This is a genomic window from Rossellomorea sp. DA94 (assembly GCF_029834455.1).
GTDB lineage: Bacteria > Bacillota > Bacilli > Bacillales > Bacillaceae_B > Rossellomorea > Rossellomorea vietnamensis.
Window position 1 is genome coordinate 3294376 of sequence record NZ_CP122397.1, and the last position, 22555, is coordinate 3316930.

Genomic DNA, 22555 nt, shown 5'->3' on the forward strand with positions numbered 1-22555 from the left:
ATTTTTCAAAGAGTCCCTTCCTATTACTCCGTATACCCCATCAACAGCCTCGCATACGGCGAATCGGACGGTAAGATGATGACGGTTTTATCATCCACGGTCTTCTTATACGTTTCGAGCGTTTTATAGAGGTCATAGAAGCTCGGGTCCTTCGAGAAGGATTTGTTGTAAATTTGTGCGGCTTCGGCTTCCCCTTCGGCCCGGATCACATTGGCATCTGCCCCTGCTTTTGCAAGGAGCTCTTTCACTTCACGATCGGTTTCAGCCGTCACCCGTTGTTTCTCGGCATCCCCCATGGACAGATATTCCTGTGCTTTGGAGTCCCGTTCCGAGATCATTCGGGTATAGACGGAGTTTTCATTCGCTTCAGGCAGGTCGGTGCGCTTCATGCGAACATCCTGAACGACGATTCCATAGTTATCCCGCTGCAACAGCTCATTCACCTTATCTGTTACTTTATCATTTAGGCTACCCCTTGAAGACTTCTCATCATTGATGATTTCATCATATTCCAATCGACCGAGCTCTGAGCGGACGACGGAATAGATGAATTCTTCCATCTTGGTCTCGGCATTGATCACCGTTCTGGCATTTTTGATCATTTTGAGGGGGTCTTCAATGCGCCACACGGCATAATTGTCGATGAGCATCCGCTTTTTATCTTTGGTGTTGATCTCTGCTTCTGTCACGTCATAGGTCATTTGGTGCTTCGGTAAGGTAGTGACGGATTGGATGAACGGAATCTTATATTTCATACCAGGCTCCTTATCGATTCGTACCACTTCCCCAAATTGACGGACGACTTTGTATTCTCCTTCTTTGACAATAAAGAGACTTGTGAAGAGGAGAAGGATGACAGCGATGAGGATCACGAAAAAGATTCCTAATTTTGTATAGCGCTTCCACTCGATCGGTTCTTTCTTCTTTGTATTGATATCAAATACGTTTTGATCACTCATTCTCATCACTTCCTTCCTGCTTCACCGGAGGATTCTGATTCTCCATTTGACGGATAGGGAAGTATTTCAGGGTTTCTCCACTATCCTTCATGATATAAATTTCTGCATCCGGCAGGACATTTTCCAACGTTTCCAGCACGAGACGCTTTCTTGTAATGTCAGGATTCGATTTATACTCATTGTATAACTTGTCAAATACCGCTACATCTCCACGCGCCTGCTCCACACGTGCGATTTTATCCCCTTTGGCCCGGGACATGATGGCATCCTTTTCCCCTTTGGCTTCGTTGGTCCGCTGGTTTCGATATTTCTTGGCTTCATTGATTTTCGTATTCATCGTTTCCCTTGCATCCGTGACCGCCGTAAACGCCGAGCGGACCTCTGCATTCGGCAGCTCAACATCCTGCAGCTTCACCGCAAGAATGGAGATCCCGATATCATAATCATCGATCAACTCCGTCAATAAATCCCTTACATCTGCCTCGATTTCGGCTTTCCCAGATGTTAAGGCATCGTCAATCAATGAGCTTCCGATAATGCTTCTTAATGAAGAAGAAGTCGCATCGTACAGGATTTCTTTCGGTTTATCCGAGTTGAATAAATAGGCCTCAGGATCGGTGATTTTCCATTGAACCACAAGATCCGCAAGCACAATGTATTCATCCCCCGTGATCATTTTTGTTTCTTTAGGAAAGTCCTTGATTTTCCCGTCTTTTTCTTCATATCCAAATTGAAGACTGAAGGTTTCTTTCGACAGCACTTCCACTGACTGCACCGGCCACGGCATCTTGAAATGCAGTCCAGGCTCCACAACCGGTTCGCCTGCATCCCCGAACGTCAACACCAGTGCCTGTTCTGATTCGTCGACGGTATACCAGGATGTCAGTAGGACAACAATTAGAATTATGGCTGCGAGCACCATTCCTGCCAGAGTATAAACACGCTTCAAGCTCATATGCACCCTCCCTTTTCCATCTCTATATCTTATTTTCTGCTTACTAAGATATACGGACGTAAGACAAAAAGGTTTCAATAATATTAAGGAAAGATGACAAGAGGAGTTGCGAAAGCGTTATCAAAAATAAAAAGCGAAAAGACGAGAACGGGGTTGGTTCTCGTCTTTTCTTAACACCTTGGATGAAGGGGTTTCACTTAGTATCGTAACACCCCATTGTTAATTGAATTTAAAGCGATTGTAAAAACAATGTAAATAAGGTGAAATACAACTAAGGTTTTCCTTGATTTCCACCATGAGAGATGGATGAAGCACGTTTATTCAATGTGACAGTGAAAGTCGTTCCTTTTTCAAGTTCACTTTCCACTTCAATATCACCTTCATGGGCTTCAATGATATGCTTGACAATCGCCAAGCCCAAACCGGTTCCACCTGAATTCCGGCTTCTTGCTTTATCCACCCGGTAAAACCGTTCAAAGATGCGGGGGAGCTCTTCCTGGCTGATTCCCATCCCGTTATCCTTCACTTTCACATACACCTTATCCTGATCGTCCTGCACCGTGACCGAAACATTTCCGCCTTTCGGAGTGTATGCGATCGCATTGCTGATCAGGTTGATGAACACCTGTTTTAACCGGTAGGAATCCACTTCTGCCGTTCCCCTTGATTCGAAATCGGCTTGAAGGGAAATGTCCTTCGGTTTTGCTTTTTCTTTTAAAATCGGGATTACATCTTCTATCAGCCCTGCCACTTCCACTTCCTCGACGAATAGCTGGAAACCCTGCTTCTCAATTTTAGATAACTCCAGCAGATCCTGAATGAGGGACTGCAGCCGGTCACTTTCCTTTAGAATGATGTCTAAGAAGGATTTCAGCGTTTCAGGATCATCCATTGCCCCGTCAAGTAGCGTTTCTGAGAATCCTTTGATCGAGGTGATCGGCGTCTTCAGTTCGTGTGAAACATTCGCCACAAAATCTTTGCGCATCTGTTCAAGCTTTTTAAGCTCGGTGATGTCATGGAATACGACGACAATCCCTTTCCATACGTCATTGTTTCCGATAATGGGGGCTCCGTACACTTCATAGTGCTTTCGATCAAGCTTGTACGGAAGGAGAATCTGCTTTCTCAATCGCTCCTCCGTCATAAAGATTTCCTCCACAAGCTTATTCACTTCAGAATAGTGAATCACCTCATGGTATCGTACTTTCTTCAGTTGGCTCTCTTCCAGGTTAAAGAATTCCCTGAACGTCCTGTTCGTTAAGACGACAAACCCCCGGTGATCGATCAATAGGAGAGCGCTCCCCATATTTTCAATCAATGTCGTTAAGCGGTCTTGCTGCATTTCCTGGGAATTCACCATTTCCTGAAGGTTTCTCGCCAGAATATTGATGGAGGTGCTGAGCATACTCGTTTCATCCAGCCGGTCCTCGTAAGTCCTGGCACGGTAATTCCCCTTGGCAAGCTCCATGGCCACATTGGTCGCTGATTCAATGGGCTTTGTATACCTCACCGTAATCCTTGAGCCAAGAATGATGATGAGTACCAGGGCAAGGCCTAAGGAAATGGACAGTACGAACCAAATTTGCTGAGTGCCTCTTTCCAGGGCATCCACCTCTGCGCTCATAATGAGAAGTCCCATCTTTTCACCGTTGGCATTTTTTAATGGATACCAGTAATACCGATATTCATTTCCAGATGTGACGAGTTTTTTATGCTTCTGTTTCACATCCCAATTTTTCTGGATTTCCTGTACGATTTTCTTCTGCTGTGGACCAACCAGTGAATCTGCCGTATCCGTATCGTGGACCACATCCCCGGATTTATCGAGCACTGTGATCCGGACATCCAATATGTCGCTCAACCCTTTGATCATTTCAGGATCGATTTCTTTTGGTGCCCCGTTCTCCTCAATGGAGCTTGCCAGTAACCTGGTCTCCTTTTGAATCCTAGAGTTAAAGGTATCCAAATAGAAGTTCTTGAAAATCTGGCCCAAAAGCAGACCAAGCCCTATTAAGACAGCGATGATCAACGTAATGAGAGCAAATAGGAGCTTTGTTCTAAATTTGGTCATCGATTTTTAGGCTCCTCCAATTTATACCCGAGACCACGGATCGTTTTGATATAGGTTGGTTTTTTCGTATTGGACTCGATTTTTTCCCGTAGATGGCTGATATGCACATCTACAATTCTCGTATCCCCGGCAAAGTCGTAGTTCCATACCGCACTCAGCAGTTGATCTCTCGTAAGGACCCTTCCTTTGTTATCCACCAAATATAATAAAAGCTCGAATTCCTTTGGTGTCAGTTCAAGTAATTCTCCTTGGAAATACGCCTCATATTGTTCAGGATATACTTTTAGTTCCCCGACTTCCTTATAATCAGTCGGTTCTTCGGCAGCCGGTTCCGTTTCCCGAATGGCCTGGCTTCGCCTTAGGATCGCCTTCACCCTCGCAACCACTTCACGGGGGCTGAACGGTTTTGTCATATAATCATCTGCGCCAAGCTCCAAACCGAGGACTTTATCGAATTCATCATCCTTCGCCGTTAACATCAGAATCGGGATATTGATCTTGCGCTGCCGCAATTCTTTACATACCTCGATTCCATCCATGGACGGAAGCATCAGGTCAAGGACGATCAAGTCCGGGGACTGTTCAATCGCAAGATCCCTTCCTTCCGCGCCGTCATGTGCTGTTGTCACTGAATAACCAGATTGCTCCAGATTGTACTTTAAGAGTGTTGCAATGGATTGTTCATCATCGACTACCAAGATTTTTTTGCTCATGTGTTGTGCCTCCATACCAAAGAAAATTAACCCCAACATCCAAACTGTTTATGTAATTGTACTTTCATTATAATATAATTCTCCGGGCTTACCATCATTTAATCCTTTTTAGTTTTTTACTGCCCTTTATGATAGGATGCACCTCAAGCTTTTTCTTTATCATTTTTATACATAAAGAAAGAGCTATGATGACATAGCTCCCTCCCGGCATTAGAAGTTTTCCAATGCATGACTATTCATTTTTTCCAGGTGATGAGGCGGACACACCTTGATGGTTCCGTTGATCACCTTTTCATCTTCCTCGTTCGTAGCCGATACCTGGATGGTAACCAGATGGTTATGTGGATTGACTTCTGTCACTTCAAAGAGGAATTGAACCGTTGCATAATGATAGACCGGCTTTGGAAATTCAATGTTTTGCTCCACGATATGGGAGCCCGGTCCCGGCAGATATTTGGATACAGCGGACGTGATGATCCCCGTCAGCATGATTGATGGAACGATCGGCTTTTTAAAAGGTGTCTGTGACGCATAATCGTGCTGGATATATAATGGATTGGCATCATTTGTGAGCCCAAGGTATAGCAGAAGTTCATTGTCTTCAATTTTTTCTGTGAGGGTCAGTTTTTCACCTACGGTCATTTCTTCGATTTTTCTTCCCAGTTTTCTCTTTTTCCCTAATAGCATAAGAAGCACCTCCAAGTATGTAAACGATTACAATTTTAAATAATAAAAATTGTTTTTATTGTCTGTCTATTAGTATTTTATCATTTTTAGGGTTACCATACAAAGAGTTTTTACGCGTGGATTGATCATTTCCTCTTCTCATTGGTGTTGATTGAAGGCGAAAAACAGATGAGAGAGTGCTGGTTGATTTCCGCTGCAGGTGCTCGCTTTCCGCGGGGCGTGAGTTGAGCCTCCTCGTGCTTCGCACTGCGGGGTCTCAACTTTCCCGCGTTTCCCGCAGGAGTCGAGCACCTTCCGCTACAATCAACTATCGGGGTGTATATTAATACTACTTAAAAATCAATTATAATTGAATCCACTTTTAAAAATTCTAAAGATAGACGCAGTCATTAAAAGGGTTAAAACAAAAAAACTGACCCCTATTACGGAAGTCAGCTTTGGTTATGTGGTTAAGCCAATGAAGACATGACGTTTTTCACTGCGTCGGCTGAGTTGGCTAGTGCGGCTTTTTCGTCTTCTGTTAGTTCGAGTTCGATTATTTTCTCGAGACCGTTACCACCTAGGATGGTCGGGACGCCGAGGTAGATGCCTTCGAATCCGTACTCACCTTCAAGGTAGGCAATGGCCGGGATGACGCGGCGCTGGTCTTTAAGGATGGCTTCGACCATTTGGACGAGGGATGCGGCCGGTGCGTAGTAGGCACTTCCGTTACCGAGAAGTCCCACGATTTCTCCTCCGCCTTTACGGGTGCGCTCAACGATGGCGTCCAAGCGGTCTTTCGGGATCAGTGTCTCCAGAGGGATGCCTCCAGCGTATGAGTAACGAATAAGAGGAACCATGTCATCACCGTGGCCGCCGAGGACGAATCCTGTAATATCCTTCACGGACAGGTTTAATTCCTGTGCGACAAAGGTGCGGAAGCGGGCTGTATCCAGGACTCCTGATTGTCCGATTACGCGCTCTTTCGGGAAACCGGATTCCTTGAAGACTGTATAGGTCATGGCATCCACTGGATTGGTCAGAACGATGATGTAACAGTCAGGTGAATGCTTCACGATTTGCTGAGTCACTGATTTCATGACCTTTTGATTGGTCTGAACCAGATCATCACGGCTCATACCCGGTTTACGGGCAATCCCGGCAGTGATGACAACGATATCCGAATCCTTTGTATCTTCATAATTGGACGTACCGATGATGGTTGAATCAAAGCCCTGTACAGGACTTGCCTCAAGCATATCCAGTGCTTTCCCTTTCGTTGGATCCTCGTTTTGCGGAATATCAACCAATACAACATCTCCAAGCTCTTTCTGGGCGAGCATCAATGCCGTTGTCGCCCCGGTGAAACCTCCACCGATTACAGATACTTTTCTACGTTTAATTGCCATCATGATTCCTCCTATTCGTCTCATTATGTAAAGGAAGGAGTGCTCCAATACGAAGCACCCCACCCTTATGTCACATTATTATGCTTCCATGTTATCGATTAAAGCTGAACCGAACTCAGAGCATTTCACTTCTGTAGCGCCATCCATCAGACGGGCGAAGTCATATGTTACCACTTTAGAAGCGATTGTTTTTTCCATTGATTTTGTGATCAGGTTAGCAGCTTCTGTCCAACCAAGGTGTTCAAGCATAAGCACACCTGAAAGGATGACAGATGAAGGATTCACTTTATCCATACCTGCATATTTAGGAGCCGTTCCGTGAGTTGCCTCAAAGATTGCATGTCCTGATTCGTAGTTGATGTTTGCTCCTGGAGCAATACCGATTCCACCTACTTGAGCAGCTAATGCATCAGAGATGTAATCTCCGTTTAAGTTCATTGTTGCGACAACATCGAACTCAGCTGGACGAGTAAGGATTTGCTGTAAGAAGATATCAGCGATTGAATCCTTCACGATGATCTTACCAGCTGCTTCAGCATCAGATTGAGCTTTATTAGCTGCTTCCAATCCGTCAGCTTCTTTGATCTTGTCATATTGAGCCCAAGTGAATACTTTATCGCCGAATTCTTTCTCAGCAAGCTCGTAACCCCAGTTTTTGAAAGCTCCTTCAGTGAACTTCATGATGTTTCCTTTGTGAACTAGAGTCACTGATTTACGGCCTTCAGTGATTGCATAGTTGATTGCTGCACGGACTAAACGGCTTGTCCCTTCTTCAGACACAGGCTTGATTCCGATACCTGATGTTTCAGGGAAACGGATTTTGTTAACGCCCATTTCGTCTTGAAGGAAGCTGATTAATTTCTTCACTTCATCAGAACCTTTAGCGTACTCGATACCTGCATAGATATCTTCAGTGTTTTCACGGAAGATGACCATATCAGTATCTTCAGGACGCTTAACCGGTGAAGGAACACCTTCGAAGTAGCGTACTGGACGCAGGCATGTGAATAGATCCAATTCCTGGCGAAGCGCAACGTTCAATGAACGGATTCCGCCGCCTACAGGAGTTGTAAGTGGACCTTTGATCGCGATGAAATATTCACGGATTGCTTCTAGTGTATCGTTTGGAAGCCATTCACCCGTTTTGTTGAATGCTTTTTCCCCAGCATATACTTCTTTCCAGGAAATCTTGCGTTCGCCTTTGTATGCTTTCTCTACAGAAGCATCGAGGACACGTTGAGCTGCTGCCCAAATATCTGGACCCGTTCCGTCACCTTCAATGAATGGGACGATTGGATTGTTAGGCACATTAAGTTGGCCATTCTGGTTTGTAATTTTTTCACCTTGTGTCATTATGTAACCTCCATTTTTTCATTATCAAAGGGGATGACCCATTAGAAGCATATTGAGTCATTCCCCTTCTCTTATTATTACACCAATATTTTTACTATTTGTAAATATCGATGATTAACCTCTTTGATCAACAGGTACATATTCCTGCTTGCCAGGCCCTACATAATCAGCACGAGGGCGGATCAGGCGGTTGTTGGAATATTGTTCAAGGATATGCGCCAACCAGCCGGATACACGGCTTACCGCAAAGATCGGAGTGAATAGATCATGATCGATGCCTAAGCTGTGATACACAGATGCTGAGTAGAAATCAACATTTGGCGGCAAGCCTTTGTTTGACGTAAATACGTCTTCTACCTTAACGGACATTTCGTAGTATTCGCTTTGTCCTGTTAATTCAGTTAATTTTTTGGACATTTCTTTCAAATGCTTCGCACGTGGATCCCCTTGACGGTAAACACGGTGACCGAAGCCCATGATTTTTTCTTTCTTCTCTAACTTGTCCAGGATATATTCTTCTGCTTTATCAACAGAACCGATTTCAGTAAGCATCTTCATAACCTGCTCATTCGCACCACCGTGAAGCGGACCTTTTAAAGCTCCGATTGCAGCGGTAACACCTGAGTAGACATCTGATAGAGTTGCCACACATACACGTGCTGTGAACGTGGAAGCGTTTAACTCATGGTCCGCATGAAGGACAAGTGCTTTATTAAATGCTTCAACTTCAACAGGCTCAGGATCTTTTCCTGTCAGCATGTATAGGAAGTTAGCGGCAAAACCTAAATCCTGACGTGGTGCAATCGGTTCCTGACCGTTGCGGATACGTGCAAAGCTCGTGACGATCGTCGGGATCTTCGCTTGAAGGCGAACGGCTTTCAGATAGTTTTCCTTCTCTTCCATCACATCTGCTTTGTCATCATATAGTCCCAGTAAAGATACAGCAGAACGTAAAGCGGCCATCGGGTGAACCTTTTTGATGTCATACATTTTGAAATGTTCGATGACTTCTTTCGGCAATTCAGCGTTAGCAGCCAACAGTTCAGTAAATTCTTGAAGTTCAGAGGCAGTAGGAAGCTTCAGGTGCCACAATAAGTAGATAACCTCTTCGAAGCTTGCATTGTTTGCTAAATCATCAATGTTGTAGCCAACATATGTAAGAGTATCGTCAATGATGGAGCTGATGGACGATGTCGTTGCTACAACTCCTTCTAATCCGCGAGTTGCTGTCATAATAAACCTCTCCTTTTGTTAATCTTTACCCATTTTCATATGAGTATAAAACCCTACAAAACGATCTATTAAATCTAGTAGGCTTGTTTAAATAGAACGTAAAGAAACACGTTGAGCGATTGCTCAATTCCTATACAAAAAATGATTCCCGGCTCTTCTATGATAACATGAGAGCTTGGGATGCGCTTACATTTCCTATTATAAACAATTATCTGACTTTTGTGAATGAAAACGCATCAATTTCTATAAAAATTATTTTTCTAGAAAAATAAACCAGGGATAAAAAGAGGATCGAACCGGGGGATCACCCATGCATATTCACAGAAATAATTCGTACAATTTCATAGCAAGATAGGCGATCCCGGCTCCGATCAAAGGCCCGACGGCAACCCCTTTAAAGAGAGCGACGGCTAACACTGTGCCAAGGACGAGGGCCGTTGTCAGGTGGGGGTCATCTTCCAATAGAATCAACCCATTCTTCGCAATCAATGCCACTGCCATCCCAGAGGCGAGTGCAATCCACGCATATGGGGACTTCAACGAATCAACGAGATCCTTAAAGCCGATTTCCCCTGTCGCAATCGGTGCAAGGACGGCAATCGTAATGATCGTCACACCCCAGTTAATGCCTTTCGACTGAATCGTCGAAAAAATCTTCTCATCCAGCCCGAGCAGCTTTAATACAAGTAGAAATGCTACGGCTATAATGATAGATTGATTTTTCGCCATCAGCCCGATTCCCAATAAAAGCAATAAAAACATGAATGGCTGAGTCATATCATTCCCCTGCCTCTCCTATATGTACTCCAATCATTATCCTACCATATCAACTTTTCATATCTTTCATAAAATGCTCCTGCCACTGCAAATATATCTTCCTTTCATTTCCTGTCTCCTATAAAATAGAAGTACTAGACCCGGTAGGAGGGAAACCCTTGAATTTAGATTATGTTTATCGAACGATTCGCTTTCTGATCGTTCTCGCGATCATCATTCTCTCATTGATTTCACTCTATTACATATGGAAGCTTGCATACCCATTCATCATCGCCGTTGCCATCGCCTTGTTGATCAATCCCCTGGTGAACGGGCTGGAGAAATGGCTCCCAAGGATATGGGCCGTCACCGTATCCCTCATCTTGATTGTCGCCATTTTCGCAGGTCTCATCACATTATTGATTGCCGAAATAGTCTCCGGAGCAAATTACTTGGCAGAAGAACTGCCTAAGCATGTTCAAACCCTTGTTACATATGCAGAGGATATCATTGTCGGACAGGTCATCCCCCTGTACAATCAGCTCGCAGGATTATTCAAAAATCTTGAAGCCGGGCAGCAGGATACGATCCTCGAAAATGTCCAGACAGCCGGAACGAAAATCGCGACGTCGGCTGGTGATTTTCTGCAAAACTTTTTCACCAAACTGCCCCAGCTGATCTCATGGATCCCAAATGCTGCGTCAGTCCTGATCTTTGCGGCGCTCGCCACATTCTTCATCAGCAAGGATTGGTATACATTATCCGCCAAAGCGGAGAAAATCATTCCGGGTAAGGCGATGAGCAGTGGGAGAAAGGTGTTCTTCGACTTAAAACGGGCACTGTTCGGCTTCATCCGTGCTCAATTCACTCTCATTTCCATCACAGCGATCATCGTTCTGATCGGGTTGATCATCCTGAGAGTAGATTACGCAATCACCATCGCACTCGTGACAGGTCTCGTGGATATCCTCCCATATCTCGGGACAGGGGCAGTATTCGTGCCGTGGATCATCTATGAATTCATTACGGGCAATACAGGTTTGGGGATCGGGCTTTCGGTCCTGTACCTGGTCGTAGTCGTCCAGCGGCAGATCATGGAGCCGAAAGTGCTATCTTCAAGCATCGGACTCGATCCCTTGGCCACCCTTATTGCTTTATTTGTCGGGTTTAAACTCATCGGTTTTCTCGGACTGATCGTTGGTCCTGTTGTACTGGTGATATTATCTACTTTAAAAAGAGCTGGGGTATTTGAAGATACGTGGAAATTCATCATGGGTGTGAAATAAGAAAACGCACTGCTCCATCGGTGAGCAGTGCGTTTTCCGTTATCTGTATATGATGACGTTCCCTTTGTTGATCAAGCGTTTGAATAACCGATAGAAGAATGGCTTGAATATTCTCCTCGTGGCCGGGAGCAATAAGAGAAATCCAAGAGCATCCGTAATGAATCCCGGTGTCAGCAGGACGATTCCGCCCACCAGTATACATAGACCATCCATGATGGCCTCCCCGGGCATCTGGCCATACTGCATGTCCCTCTGGGCTTTCCTTATCGTTTCGATCCCCTGCTTCTTCGCAAGGTACGCTCCAAGGATCCCTGTCGTAATAATCAATAACACGGTCGGGACGAGACCAATGGCCTGTCCGGAAAGGACCAATAAGCCAATTTCAAGTGCCGGTATGATAATCAATAGTAAAAGCATATATCTCATGATGGATTCCTCCATTTGGTTTAATACTTGCTTAGTATTTATTATAGCATATTAGAGAAAATGTGTTTTATGTTGAGGGTTATCCTTGTTGCAGTGCTTTGAAGGGGGCTCACACAACACTCCATCCAAATAAAAAAACCAGAGCCCACAAAAAAGACTCTGGTTTTCCCATAACTATCTACTTACAATACACTCGCATACCCATTATAAATCACGCCATGAGTCGCATCCACCGTGATTTCCTGGCCACTCTTGAATAATGAAGTGGCATGGTCGACTCCGACCACAACAGGAATTCCAAGATTGATACCGACTACGGCTGCATGACTTGTCAGGCCGCCTTCTTCGACGATCAGTGCTGAACATTTTTCAAGGGCAGGCATCATTTCTTTGTCCGTGCCGATTGTGACAAGGACGCCACCATCAGTCATGTTCTTTACGGCTTCTTCAGCTGTTGTTGCCACGACTGCTTTACCGTATGCAGATTTACGTCCGATTCCTTGACCTTTTGCAACCACATCGCCCACTACGTGAATTTTCATCAGGTTCGTCGTTCCGGATTCACCGATCGGAACACCCGCTGTGATGACGATGCGGTCTCCGTGCTTCGTCATACCTGAGTTGACGCTCTCTTCTACTGCCATATCAAGCATTTCATCGGTTGTCGTCACTTTGCGGCCGACTGTAGGGTAGACGCCCCATACAAGTGCCAGGCGGCGTGATACAGAGTCTGTACCAGTCACGGCTACGATTGGTGCTTTCGGACGGTATTTAGAGATCATGCGTGCCGTGTGGCCACTCTCAGTCGGAGCGACAATGGCATTCACATCAAGATTAAGAGCTGTATAGGCAACGGATTGACCGATGGCATCCGTCATATTGTGCTCGCTGTCTTTGCTGCGTGAAGAAAGGATGGCATCGTAATCAAGTGCCGTTTCTGCTCTTGAAGCGATATTATGCATCGTTTGAACCGCTTCTACAGGGTAAGAACCTGCTGCCGTTTCACCAGAAAGCATGATCGCATCTGTCCCATCAAAGATGGCGTTCGCTACGTCACTTGCTTCCGCTCTTGTCGGTCTTGGGTTGCGCTGCATAGAATCAAGCATTTGAGTCGCTGTGATGACAGGCTTACCAAGTGAATTACATTTCTTGATCAGCATCTTCTGAACAAGTGGTACTTCCTCAGCAGGGATTTCCACACCAAGGTCTCCACGTGCAACCATCAATCCGTCAGATACTTCAAGGATTTCATCGATGTTGTCTACACCCTCTTGGTTTTCGATCTTAGGGATGATTTGGATATGAGACGCGTTGTGTTCTTCCAGTAATTGACGGATTTCAAGTACATCAGATGCACGACGTACGAATGATGCTGCGATAAAGTCAACACCTTGTCCGATACCGAATACGATATCGCTGGCATCTTTCTCCGTGATTCCCGGAAGGTTCACAGAAACGCCCGGTACGTTTACACCTTTTTTATTTTTAAGTGTACCGCTGTTGGCAACATGTGTATGGATTTCACCGTTCGCTTTGTCGATTTCGGTCACGTCCAACTCGATTAATCCGTCATCAAGAAGAATCTTGGAACCGACATGAACATCATCGATCAATCCTTCGTATGTAACGGAGAATTTTTCAGTTGTTCCCAGTACTTCTTTCATGGAAACGATGATGTTGGATCCTTGTGTTAATTCAATAGCTCCGTCCTGCATATTGTTCGTGCGGATTTCCGGACCTTTAGTATCAAGCAGGATCCCGACTGTTTTACCGGCTTTTTCTGCTGCTTCGCGGATATTGATGATGCGCTGTCCGTGCTCATCGTGGTCACCATGTGAAAAGTTCAAGCGGGAAACGTTCATTCCTGCTTCAATCAGTTGTGATAACTTCTCTACACTTTCACTGGCAGGACCGATCGTACATACTATTTTCGTTTTTCTCATTTTCTTTTACCTCCTGAAATCTTACAACAATTTAGATTGAAAGCTCTTTGGAAAGTCTGTACATGTTCAAATCAATTTGATGTGGCTTGGCAAGTGCTTCAATAATATCGTAATCAACAAGTTGATTTTTCTCAATTCCTACCGCTCTTCCGCCTTTACCCTGGGCCAATAGCTCAACGGCATGAGCCCCTAAACGGCTGGCAAGGACACGGTCTGCAGCTGTCGGCGTTCCACCGCGCTGGATATGACCAAGGACGGAGACTCGCGTATCCATTCCTGTTGCTTCTGTGAAGCGGTTCGCAAATTCATTGGCAGACATGACACCTTCTGCAACAATGATGATACTATGTTTCTTTCCGCGTTCCTGTCCTTTTTTCAAACGGCCGACTACGTCGTCAAGATCGAATTTCTCCTCAGGGATCAGGACCGTTTCCGCTCCGCCGGCAAGACCTGCCCAAAGAGCGATATCCCCCGCGTTGCGTCCCATTACTTCAATGATGAACGTCCGCTCATGGGATGTAGCCGTATCACGGATTTTATCGATCGCATCGATGACCGTGTTCAGCGCTGTATCAAAACCGATCGTATATTCAGTCCCAGGGATATCATTATCGATCGTCCCCGGTACACCGACACATGGGTATCCCCATTCCGTCAAGGCTTTTGCCCCTTGGTAAGAACCGTCCCCACCAATGACAACAAGTCCTTCGATGCCGTGTTTTTCTAGTTGCTCGATCCCTTTTTTCTGTCCTTCTTTTGTTTTGAATTCTTCACAGCGGGCTGTATAAAGCATCGTTCCGCCACGATGGATGATATCACCGACAGAACCAAGCTCAAGCTTCTTGATGTTCCCGTTGATTAATCCATTATACCCTTGATAAATACCATATACCTCTATATCCATGAAGATGGCTTTACGCACAACTGCACGGACTGCTGCATTCATACCGGGTGAATCTCCACCACTTGTCAATACACCAATCTTTTTCACTACGATCACCTCATTAAGAAATATGCCTTTATATGTAATTGAATGGTATTGTTAATCGTTTCACATAAATCAAAGAAAAGGAAAATTCCAGTTTTCATTCATTACATTATTATGGACCAATAGACTTTGGATTATTTCTAAAATAACACGAAGGTTCAAGGTTCTCAACAAGTTACTAGGAGGAATAGCAAAAGACGAAATAATCTATTAAATGGAAGCGTTTAAATTGTTAAAACCTTCAAAATATCGTCACAAAGCCCTTTTTCCGGGTAGGAATTATTAAGATTGAATGAAAAAGACTGACAAATGGTATCTCCTATTTGTCAGTCCATCGTTTGTTATGATTTTACCCCGATAAGATCATTTAAAACCGAATATTCACCCATCGCCTTGAATTTTTCATAGCGATGTTGGATGAGTTCGTCCTTTTTCATCGGAACCAACTCTTTCAGTGAGCTCATAAGGACGTCGTTGATATACTTCGCTTGTTCCTCGACATCTTTATGGGCTCCGCCTTTTACTTCCGTGATGATGTCATCGATGATCCCAAGCTCCTTAAGGTCGGGAGCCGTAATCTTCATGGATTCAGCCGCGCGTTTCGCCTGGGTGGAATCCTTCCAGAGGATGGCCGCTGCCCCTTCAGGTGAGATGACGGAGTAGGTGGAGTTTTCAAGCATATGAATATGATTTCCCACTCCAAGTGCAAGGGCTCCACCACTACCGCCTTCACCGATGACGATGCAGATGACGGGAACCCTGAGGCCGGCCATCTCCACAAGATTCCGTGCAATGGCTTCACTCTGTCCGCGTTCCTCTGCCGCTTTTCCGGGATACGCACCTTTTGTATCGATAAAGCAGATGATCGGACGATTGAACTTGTCCGCCTGTTTCATCAAGCGCAGTGCTTTTCGGTATCCTTCCGGATGAGGCATCCCGAAGTTCCGGCGGATGTTTTCTTTCGTATCTTTCCCTCTTTGGTGACCGATGATCGTCACAGGGACATCGTGAAACTTCCCGACGCCTGACACAATCGCTTCGTCATCCCCATACAGGCGGTCTCCGTGCATTTCAATGAAGTCCGTAAAGAGGTACTTGATGTAATCCAGAGTCGTCGGACGCTCTGGATGACGGGCCACCTGGACCCTTTCCCACGGCTTCATGTTTTCGTAGATATCATTTTGAAGCTTTGTGAGACGGTGCTCAAGCTTCTCGATTTCCTTCGATAAATCGACGTCCGAATTCTGGGTGAACTCCTTCAGTTCGGCAATTTTCTTCTTGAGCTCGTATACAGGCTTTTCAAATTCCATCTCATTTACCATGGCAGATCACCGTCCCACTGATGTATATCAAGTATTGTCCCGATTTTCTCTTTCAACTCGAGTCTCGAAATGACTCCGTCAAGTTGTCCATGTTTTAATAAAAATTCGGATGTCTGGAAGTCTTCCGGCAGGTCTTCACGGATCGTCTGCTCGATGATTCTTCTGCCTGCGAATCCAATCAGTGCTCCCGGCTCAGCAAAGTTATAATCCCCGACGGATGCGAAACTTGCGGATACTCCGCCTGTCGTCGGATGGGTCATGATCGAGATGAAAAGCCCTCCGTTATCGCTCAGACGTTTCAGCGCTACACTGGTCTTTGCCATCTGCATCAAGGAAAGGACACCTTCTTGCATCCTGGCCCCGCCTGAAGCCGTGAAGATGATGAACGGTACCTTCCGTTTATCGGCTTCTTCGATGGCTCTCGTAATTTTTTCACCGACCACCGATCCCATGCTTCCCATCCGGAAACGGGAATCCATGATGGCTGTCACAACTTCCACACCATTAACCTTTCCTGAACCCGTCAGAACAGCTTCGTTCATGCCCGTCTTCTTACGGTCCTTTTCGACTTTACTTTCATAATCAGGAAAGTTTAGGGGGTTACCCGAAGTCAGGTCATGATCAAGCTCCTTGAACGTGCCCTCATCTATAAAACTATCGACTCTCTCTGGTGAACTCATGCCATGATGGTATCCACAATGGATACACACCTTTAGGTTTTTTTGAAGTTCTTTCGTGTACATGATTTTTTTGCAATCAGGACATTTCGTCATGATGCCTTCCGGAACGTCATGTTTGGCCGCTTCAGAAGGAATCGTTGCATATTTTTTCTTTTCCTTTTTTGATTTGTTAAAAAGTTCCTTTAGCAAGGTGAAACCTCCTTACCGAATGACACTAGCTTGCTTTTAGCGGGGAAATATTCCCTTACATGACAGCTGCCCATTCGCTTCTCTATAGTAAGTGCATTAACTGCTTGACTATCAGTTTAATGGAAGTGTTTAAAAAAAGATGTTGGAAATTGTCGCGTCTTCATCGACAATTTTCCTAACCCTTCTATACGTCTCTTGCACAGTCTCTTTCTCCTGGTGATCGATGCCACTGAGCATGGTGATCAACTCTTCCCTCATCGCTTCTGTGAGTTTTTTCTCACCACAGATCAACGTCTCGAAATCATTCAGGATATTCCAGATCCGTTGGGATAAGTAATTCGAACTCATCATGACGATCTCCCTGAACACGTCGTCCAGGTTCTCGCATTCAGAAACGCTCACATGCAGGGAATCTGTATTCCTTTTATCTATATACAAAGCCTTCAATGCTTCTTTTTCAATCATCATCTTCGTCTGAAGAATGTCTTCCTGAGCCATGTCGTCCTGGAGGATGAACATGCCTAGAAGATCGATCAGATGATGATCCCTGAAGTCCCGCAAGAAGGTACCTTCGCCTCTGCGGGTTTCAATCAGTCCCAACAGTTCAAGGGCCCGGAGTGCTTCCCTGACAGAGGATCGCCCGACATTCAGGCGCTCGGACAGCTCTCTCTCGGACGGGATCTTATCTCCCGGCTTCAGACAGTCCTTTGATATCATTTCTCTCAGCTGGTGAACAATTCCAATATATACTTTAGCGTGAGTTTGGAGAGAGTTCACTTCTGTCATCATTCACTCTTCCCGATGACGGCTAAATCTTCCGTTTTCTTACGGATTTCTTCCGGGTCCACCTTTAAGCGGGCAACCCCTGTTTCCATCGCTGTTTTCGCCACGGCAGCAGCAACGGCTGGAGCGACACGCTTATCGAATGGCGCAGGAATGACATAGTCTGCGTTCAGTTCGTCTTCCGTGATCAAAGAAGCGATCGCTTCAACGGCAGCCTGCTTCATTTTTTCATTGATGTGGGTTGCGCGTACGTCCAGTGCACCCCTGAAGATTCCAGGGAAGGCAAGGACATTGTTCACCTGGTTCGGGAAATCAGATCGGCCTGTACCAATGACTTTGGCTCCCGCCGCTTTCGCAAGCTCCGGCATGATTTCAGGAACCGGGTTCGCCATGGCGAAGATGATTGGATCCTGCTTCATGGAAGAAACCATCTCTTCCGTCAGGGCACCGGCAACAGATACACCGATGAATACGTCGGCATCCTTCAATACTTCACCTAAGCCGCCTTTGATATGGTCACGGTTCGTAAACTTCGCGACTTCATCTTTCGTACTGTTCATCCCTTCAGGACGCCCTTCATAAATCGCACCCTTGGAATCACACATGATGATGTCCCTTACCCCATAACGGTAAAGAAGCTTAATGATGGCCATACCGGCAGCACCGGCACCATTTGCCACGACTTTGATTTCGGACATTTTCTTTCCGACTATTTTGAGAGCGTTCACAAGTCCAGCCACGGTGACGATTGCCGTACCATGCTGATCATCATGGAAAACAGGAATATTCGTTTCTTTCTTCAGGCGCTCTTCAATTTCAAAGCAATTCGGAGCGGCGATATCTTCAAGGTTCACGCCTCCGAACGTCGGCTCAAGGAGCTTGACGGTTTCAACGATCTTGTCCACATCCGTTGTGTTCAAACAGATCGGGAATGCGTCGACTCCTGCAAAACTCTTGAATAGTACCGCTTTTCCTTCCATGACGGGAAGAGCCGCTTCAGGTCCGATATTCCCAAGACCGAGTACCGCCGTACCATCGGAAACAACCGCGACCATATTCCCTTTCATCGTGTAATCATAGACCGTTTCAGGCTTGTCATAGATCACCTTGCAGGGTTCCGCCACCCCGGGGGAGTAAGCTAAGCTCAAGTCATCCGCATTTCGGACTTCCACCTTGGATTTAGACTCTAATTTCCCTTTATTCACTCGATGCATATGCAGAGCTTCTTCGCGTAATGACAAATTGACTCACTCCTTCTGATTCTTTTACATGCTATGGATCGAATCGCTAAAAACGACTCTTCTAAATGTAAAATTGGATAATAAAATAATAAGTTCAGAGGTGGTCAGACCACCTTTTTCTATTAAACAATAATATAAATTATGGTTTTAGTAAAGTATGTTATTGCAATATCACGTTTGACTCCCCAAGAATTCGGTACAATTCCCTAAGAGCCTCTTGTGAAGGACTGATGCGCAGATGATCCGGAAGCCTTATACTCTTTTTGGCCTGCTCGTTGTAGACGATGACCGGATTCTTCCCTTTGAACCGGTTAATGGCTCGATGGATCCCCTCCATACAGGCCTCTTCATCCTGACCCGCGGCGATTTTCAAATATAGCTTCTGGCTGCTCTCTTTCACCCTTTCCTGAACGTCTTCCATCGTTTCCAACTGATTCACGATGAACTGAAGCTTATCGTTGCGGTCTTCCACATTGCCCCCGAATAGGAGAATATTCCCTTCTTTGAGCAACGGCATATTATGTTTGTACACATTCGGAAACACAACGGCTTCCATCTCTCCGCTCTCGTCCCCGATTTCAAGGAAAGCCATCACTTCCCCTTTCTTGGTCCGGATCGATTTCATCCCGGTAATATAACCGCCGAGTGAGATTTTCGATCCTTTTTGAAGATCGGCTATCTGCTGCAATCCCATTCCTTCGAATAAAGGCCGGTAAGAAGAAACCGGGTGATCCGATAAGTAGAGTCCAAGTACCTGTTTTTCAAACTGAAGCTTCGTATCGATCGTCATGTCATCCACTTCCACATATTTGGGCTTTAACATAAACGCCTCTTCTTCATGGAACAGGTCAAGATCGTCATCAGGGTTCACAAGCTCTGCATGTTGCGCTGCCACATCCAGGCTAGCAAGCAAGGTTGCGCGGTCGATCCCGAATTCATCAAACGCCCCGGAGAGCACAAGATTCTCTAAGATCTTCCGGTTGATCGTCTTCGAGGACACCCTCATGCAGAAATCGAAGAGATCCTGAAACGGCTTTTCTTTTCTCGCACGGATGATTTCCTTAAGAGCCGCGGCCCCAATTCCTTTAATCGCCCCTATGCTGTAGCGGATCACATTCTTTCCTTCGACTGTAAAAACAAACTGACTGCGATTGATGGAAGGAGGCAGGATTCCAATGTCATACTGTGTGGCTTCCCGTATATACTGAGCCACCTTCGTTTCATTTCCTACGACAGATGTCAGGAGTGACGATAAGAAGAACGCAGGATAATGGGCTTTCAGGTAAGCCAGTTGATAGGCGATCATGCTGTATGCAACGGCATGTGACCGGTTGAATCCATAATCTGCGAAGCGGACGATCAAATCATAAATTGTATGGGCGACCTCTTCCCTGTAGCCTTTCCGTATCGAACCGGAAACAAAATGCTCCCGTTCCTGATCGAGGACATCCTTTTTCTTCTTGGAAACGGCTCGCCTGAGGAGATCCGCTTCCCCGAGGGAGAACCCGGCCATTTTCGAAGCGATCTGCATGATCTGCTCCTGATACACAATGACCCCATACGTCATTTCAAGGATCGGTTTCAAATCGGGATGAGGATATTCCACCTGCTCTTTCCCATGTTTCCGGTTGATATACATCGGGATGTTCTCCATCGGACCCGGACGGTACAAGGCGTTCACCGCCACGATGTCTTCAAAGGAATTGGGTTTCAGCCTTTTTAACACATTCCGCATCCCATCCGATTCCAGCTGGAAGATCCCATTCGTCTGCCCTTTAGTGAGCAGATCGAACGTTTTGGCATCATTCATCGGGATTGACTCGATGGCAAACGGTTTTCCCGTCCCGATTTCAACATTCTTCACGATTCTTTCCAATATACTCAGATTGCGAAGCCCAAGGAAATCCATCTTCAACAACCCAATTTCTTCTAAAATATCCATAGAGTACTGTGTCAGGTGAATCCCCGATGAACTCCCCTGGATCGGTACCCACTGTACTAAAGGTGCTTCACTCATCACGACTCCCGCCGCGTGGGTGGAGGTGTGCCTCGGTAGTCCTTCAAGCTTGAGAGCAGTCTGGAACAATTTTTTATAATGATCAGAGCCCGTCACAAAGTCGCGAAACCCCTTCGACTTTTCATAGGCTTCTTTCAAAGTGATTCCGAGCTGGTTCGGCACGAGCTTCGACACCTGCTCCTGCTCCTTCATATTGAGTCCAAACACACGACCCGTATCACGGAGAGCCGCTTTCGCTGCAAACGTCCCGAACGTGATGATCTGGGCGACATGAAGGCTGCCGTACTTCCCTTCCACATACTCGATCACTTCGTCGCGCCGGTGATCAGGGAAATCTATGTCGATATCCGGCATGGTCACCCGTTCTGGATTCAGGAATCGTTCAAACAGCAGATGATGCTCCAAAGGATCCACGTCCGTAATCCTGAGGGCGTAGGATACGAGGGAACCTGCGGCCGACCCACGTCCCGGTCCGGTCAGGATCTTTTTGTCCTTCGCGTATTTCATGAAATCCCACACAATCAGGAAGTAGTCGCTGAACCCCATCCTGCCGATGACTTCAAGCTCATAATCCAACCGCTCGATATACTCATCAGTTACCGTTTCGACCCGCTCGCTTAACCCTTTTTCACAAAGATGCGTCAATTCCTCGAGGGCGGTGACTCCTTCAGGCAGAGGATATTTCGGAAGGAGCTGTTGATGAAAAGGAATGGTCAGATGGCAGCGGTCGGCAATCTTCATTGTATTTTCCAATGCCTCAACATGATCAGAGAATAGTTCCACCATCTGATCCTTGTTCTTGAAGTAATACTCCTGTGATTCCAGGACGTCCCGGTCATCCTCAGACAGTTTCACCCCGTCCCGGATCGCCGCCATACACTCATGGGCAAAATGATCTTCCTGCTCGAGGTACTGTACATCATTGGTAGCGACCATTTCCGAACCGGTCTCTTCCGCTATCTTCTGCAGTAAAGGAATAAGCGAATCCTCAGAGGCAATGCCGTGCTTTTGAATGCTTAAGTAAAAGGAATCCCGACCGAACATCTGTTGATAGGTGCGGATACATTCCTTAGCTTTTTCTTTTTCATCATTCAATAACAGGTTCTCTATCTCACCCTTGACGCCTGGAGTGATGGCGATCAATCCCTTACTGTAGGAAGAGAGCCACTTCAGCGGTAATCCTTCTTTCGACTTTGCTCCGATGGCACTCGAGATTTTTAATAGGTTCTGATAGCCACTTTGATCTTTCACGAGGAGAACGAGGGGGTGGGAACCTTCCTCCGAGGCAATATCTGCGGTCAATCCGATGATCGGTTTGATGTTTTCTTTTACACACGCCTTATAAAAAGGGATCGCGGCATACATCATATTTTTATCGGTCATGGCAAGCGCCCTGTACCCTGATTCCTTCGCTTTATGTACAAGTCCATTTATCGATATCGTGCTAGACAAGAGACTATAGGCACTCGCTATTTGTAAATGAACAAATGACATGTTATGCACAACCTTTTTCTCAATATACTTTTATTATAGGAAAGAAACCGAAAAAAAGAAAATATGTTCTC

General features: G+C 45.7%; 18 protein-coding genes. 1 reads left to right on the top strand and 17 read right to left on the bottom strand.

Going from position 1 to position 22555, the window contains the following annotated elements; genetic code table 11:
- Positions 1-23 precede the first annotated feature (23 nt).
- The 9 genes from hflC to P8596_RS17200 all read right to left on the bottom strand — a co-directional run bounded on the left by hflC (position 24) and on the right by P8596_RS17200 (position 10136).
- The gene (hflC, locus tag P8596_RS17160; protein WP_061811472.1) at positions 24-959 is read right to left on the bottom strand and encodes a protease modulator HflC; all 936 of its coding nucleotides are present in this window, start codon (positions 957-959) and stop codon (positions 24-26) included.
- A complete protein-coding gene (gene hflK / locus P8596_RS17165) occupies positions 952-1914 on the bottom strand; it encodes an FtsH protease activity modulator HflK (RefSeq protein WP_224519365.1) in 963 nt (320 codons plus the stop codon). Before hflK ends, hflC begins: the two co-directional genes overlap by 8 nt.
- A gap of 271 nt (positions 1915-2185) precedes the next feature.
- Complete coding sequence (gene pnpS, locus P8596_RS17170; RefSeq protein WP_279724421.1) at positions 2186-3985, bottom strand: two-component system histidine kinase PnpS; 1800 nt, start codon at positions 3983-3985, stop codon at positions 2186-2188.
- The gene (locus tag P8596_RS17175; protein ID WP_034756976.1) at positions 3982-4698 is read right to left on the bottom strand and encodes a response regulator transcription factor; all 717 of its coding nucleotides are present in this window, start codon (positions 4696-4698) and stop codon (positions 3982-3984) included. The genes pnpS and P8596_RS17175 overlap by 4 nt, the downstream gene beginning before the upstream one ends.
- A 210-nt stretch (positions 4699-4908) precedes the next feature.
- A complete protein-coding gene (locus P8596_RS17180) occupies positions 4909-5385 on the bottom strand; it encodes a MaoC family dehydratase (RefSeq protein WP_061811468.1) in 477 nt (158 codons plus the stop codon).
- A 449-nt stretch (positions 5386-5834) separates the two neighbouring features.
- Positions 5835-6773, bottom strand: coding sequence for a malate dehydrogenase (gene mdh / locus P8596_RS17185; RefSeq protein ID WP_279727022.1), 939 nt, complete (start codon positions 6771-6773; stop codon positions 5835-5837).
- A 78-nt stretch (positions 6774-6851) separates the two neighbouring features.
- Positions 6852-8126: an NADP-dependent isocitrate dehydrogenase gene (gene icd, locus P8596_RS17190; RefSeq protein WP_034756950.1), complete on the bottom strand. Its 1275-nt coding sequence runs from the start codon at positions 8124-8126 to the stop codon at positions 6852-6854.
- 114 nt (positions 8127-8240) lie between these two features.
- A complete protein-coding gene (citZ, locus tag P8596_RS17195) occupies positions 8241-9359 on the bottom strand; it encodes a citrate synthase (protein ID WP_034756947.1) in 1119 nt (372 codons plus the stop codon).
- 318 nt (positions 9360-9677) lie between these two features.
- Positions 9678-10136 (bottom strand): DUF441 domain-containing protein, encoded by a 459-nt coding sequence (locus P8596_RS17200; protein WP_034756944.1) that lies wholly within the window; start codon positions 10134-10136, stop codon positions 9678-9680.
- A gap of 158 nt (positions 10137-10294) precedes the next feature.
- Between P8596_RS17200 and ytvI the strand changes: the two genes are divergently transcribed.
- Positions 10295-11401 (top strand): sporulation integral membrane protein YtvI, encoded by a 1107-nt coding sequence (ytvI, locus tag P8596_RS17205; RefSeq protein WP_034756941.1) that lies wholly within the window; start codon positions 10295-10297, stop codon positions 11399-11401.
- Between the two features lie 39 nt (positions 11402-11440).
- Here ytvI and P8596_RS17210 read toward each other — a convergent pair whose 3' ends face one another.
- The 8 genes from P8596_RS17210 to dnaE form a co-directional block, all read right to left on the bottom strand.
- On the bottom strand, positions 11441-11827 hold the full coding sequence (locus tag P8596_RS17210; RefSeq protein WP_279724422.1) for an FxsA family protein: 387 nt from the start codon (positions 11825-11827) through the stop codon (positions 11441-11443).
- A gap of 182 nt (positions 11828-12009) precedes the next feature.
- Entirely contained in the window at positions 12010-13770 is a 1761-nt protein-coding gene (pyk, locus tag P8596_RS17215) for a pyruvate kinase (protein ID WP_229593900.1), read from the bottom strand.
- A gap of 31 nt (positions 13771-13801) precedes the next feature.
- Complete coding sequence (gene pfkA, locus P8596_RS17220) at positions 13802-14761, bottom strand: 6-phosphofructokinase (RefSeq protein ID WP_034756932.1); 960 nt, start codon at positions 14759-14761, stop codon at positions 13802-13804.
- Positions 14762-15099: 338 nt separating this feature from the next.
- Positions 15100-16080: an acetyl-CoA carboxylase carboxyl transferase subunit alpha gene (gene accA, locus P8596_RS17225; protein WP_279724423.1), complete on the bottom strand. Its 981-nt coding sequence runs from the start codon at positions 16078-16080 to the stop codon at positions 15100-15102.
- Complete coding sequence (gene accD / locus P8596_RS17230) at positions 16074-16949, bottom strand: acetyl-CoA carboxylase, carboxyltransferase subunit beta (RefSeq protein WP_034756926.1); 876 nt, start codon at positions 16947-16949, stop codon at positions 16074-16076. Before accD ends, accA begins: the two co-directional genes overlap by 7 nt.
- Positions 16950-17078: 129 nt before the next feature.
- Entirely contained in the window at positions 17079-17738 is a 660-nt protein-coding gene (locus P8596_RS17235) for a FadR/GntR family transcriptional regulator (protein ID WP_263497462.1), read from the bottom strand.
- The gene (gene ystJ / locus P8596_RS17240) at positions 17735-18973 is read right to left on the bottom strand and encodes an NADP-dependent malic enzyme (RefSeq protein ID WP_079532813.1); all 1239 of its coding nucleotides are present in this window, start codon (positions 18971-18973) and stop codon (positions 17735-17737) included. The genes P8596_RS17235 and ystJ overlap by 4 nt, the downstream gene beginning before the upstream one ends.
- A 160-nt stretch (positions 18974-19133) precedes the next feature.
- Positions 19134-22484 carry a DNA polymerase III subunit alpha gene (gene dnaE, locus P8596_RS17245; protein WP_279724424.1) on the bottom strand — a complete coding sequence of 1117 codons (3351 nt, stop codon included), beginning with the start codon at positions 22482-22484 and terminating at the stop codon, positions 19134-19136.
- Positions 22485-22555: the final 71 nt, after the last annotated feature.

Coding starts and splice junctions, on each gene's coding strand:
- hflC (WP_061811472.1), bottom strand. CDS start 959: ATGAGTGATCAAAACGTATTTGATATCAATACAAAGAAGAAAGAACCG.
- P8596_RS17235 (WP_263497462.1), bottom strand. CDS start 17,738: ATGATGACAGAAGTGAACTCTCTCCAAACTCACGCTAAAGTATATATT.
- icd (WP_034756950.1), bottom strand. CDS start 8,126: ATGACACAAGGTGAAAAAATTACAAACCAGAATGGCCAACTTAATGTG.
- P8596_RS17180 (WP_061811468.1), bottom strand. CDS start 5,385: ATGCTATTAGGGAAAAAGAGAAAACTGGGAAGAAAAATCGAAGAAATG.
- P8596_RS17210 (WP_279724422.1), bottom strand. CDS start 11,827: ATGAGATATATGCTTTTACTATTGATTATCATACCGGCACTTGAAATT.
- citZ (WP_034756947.1), bottom strand. CDS start 9,359: ATGACAGCAACTCGCGGATTAGAAGGAGTTGTAGCAACGACATCGTCC.
- accA (WP_279724423.1), bottom strand. CDS start 16,080: ATGGTAAATGAGATGGAATTTGAAAAGCCTGTATACGAGCTCAAGAAG.
- P8596_RS17200 (WP_034756944.1), bottom strand. CDS start 10,136: ATGACTCAGCCATTCATGTTTTTATTGCTTTTATTGGGAATCGGGCTG.
- dnaE (WP_279724424.1), bottom strand. CDS start 22,484: ATGTCATTTGTTCATTTACAAATAGCGAGTGCCTATAGTCTCTTGTCT.
- P8596_RS17175 (WP_034756976.1), bottom strand. CDS start 4,698: ATGAGCAAAAAAATCTTGGTAGTCGATGATGAACAATCCATTGCAACA.
- pyk (WP_229593900.1), bottom strand. CDS start 13,770: ATGAGAAAAACGAAAATAGTATGTACGATCGGTCCTGCCAGTGAAAGT.
- mdh (WP_279727022.1), bottom strand. CDS start 6,773: ATGGCAATTAAACGTAGAAAAGTATCTGTAATCGGTGGAGGTTTCACC.
- hflK (WP_224519365.1), bottom strand. CDS start 1,914: ATGAGCTTGAAGCGTGTTTATACTCTGGCAGGAATGGTGCTCGCAGCC.
- pnpS (WP_279724421.1), bottom strand. CDS start 3,985: ATGACCAAATTTAGAACAAAGCTCCTATTTGCTCTCATTACGTTGATC.